Annotated in this window: 2 protein-coding genes; one reads left to right on the top strand and one right to left on the bottom strand. The window is 69.8% G+C overall.

Translation table 11 applies throughout. The features are described from left to right. Window positions 1-612, bottom strand: a 612-nt coding sequence (locus AB0J09_RS65355; RefSeq protein ID WP_360714621.1) for a PAS domain S-box protein, incomplete at its 3' end; no start/stop codon positions are given. A gap of 158 nt (window positions 613-770) precedes the next feature. Here AB0J09_RS65355 and AB0J09_RS65350 point away from each other — a divergent pair. Continuing rightward, window positions 771-1,177: aminopeptidase P family N-terminal domain-containing protein (locus AB0J09_RS65350; protein WP_360714623.1), on the top strand; the 407-nt coding region annotated here is incomplete at its 3' end.

Raw genomic sequence — 1,177 nt, 5'->3', positions numbered from 1 at the left:
CTTCTCGGCGGGCACGTACCGGACCGCGACGTTGGCGTGCGGCAGGTCGAGGCGTCCGGCGTAGCCGGGGAGGATGGCGTCGCGCAGGGCGAGCATGACGTGGCGTTCCTCGGCAGCCTGTTCGCGGGCTTCCAGGAGCTGGCGGCGCGACTCCGACATCATGCGTTCGGCGCGGCGGCGGCCGGTGATGTCCTGGATGACGCCGTGCAGGCCCACGGGGCCGCCGGGGCCCATCAGCGGCTCGAGCACGACGCGCAGGTCGCGCAGCTCGCCTCCGCGCCGGATGCGGAACTCGGCCTGGACCGGCTCGACGCCTTCCATGGCCGACCACAGGAGCCGGCTGAGCGTGCCCACGTCGTCATGTTCGACGTGTTTGGCCAGCTCGGGCAGGGCGATCGGGCCGTCGGCGGGGTCGCGGCCGAAGATCAGGTACACCTGGTCGGACCAGATCGTCTCGCCGGTGTGCATGTGCCACTCCGCCCAGCCCATGTTGCCGAGCCGCTGCGCGTGCGCCAGCCGGGCGGCGAGCATCTCGGCGTCGCTGCCGTTGCTGCCGTTGCTGTGGTGGCTTTCGTGGCTGAGCAGCTCGGCCGCGCCGATGACGTCGACCATGGTCCTACTCTCGAAGTGCAGTCGAACTGGACAATTGACCCCACACTACGTGATCAACTATGAACGGAGTGTAGCGATGGGCTGCTGCGTTGTGAGAGCTTTTCGCGGATTTTAGAGGGCGCGGTCCGAGTAGATTATGGGCTGTGACGTCCTCAGACTTGTATCCCGTGTCCCGTCTCGCCGCCGTCCAGGAGGCCACCGCCAAGGCGGGCCTCGACGCCCTGCTGCTGACGCCCGGGCCGGATCTGCGTTATGTGAGCGGATATGAAGCCAAGCCGCTGGAGCGGCTGACATGCCTTGTGGTGCCCGCCACCGGTGACCCGTACATGATGGTGCCCCGCCTGGAGCTGCCCGCCGCGGAGGCGTCGCCCGCCTCGCGGCTGGGGCTGGAGTTTGTGGCGTGGGACGAGACCGACGACCCGTACGCTCTCGTGGCCGCCCGGCTCGGGCGGGCCGGCAAGGTGGGGCTGGCCGACCGGATGTGGGCCATGTCGTCGCTGCGCTTCCGCGAGGTGCTGCCGGAGGCCGAGCAGGTGCTGGCCGGGACCGTGCTGCGGGAGCTGCG

The organism is Nonomuraea sp. NPDC049784, assembly GCF_040659615.1.
Taxonomy (GTDB): domain Bacteria; phylum Actinomycetota; class Actinomycetes; order Streptosporangiales; family Streptosporangiaceae; genus Nonomuraea.
This window is presented reverse-complemented; position numbering and strand designations above follow the sequence as displayed.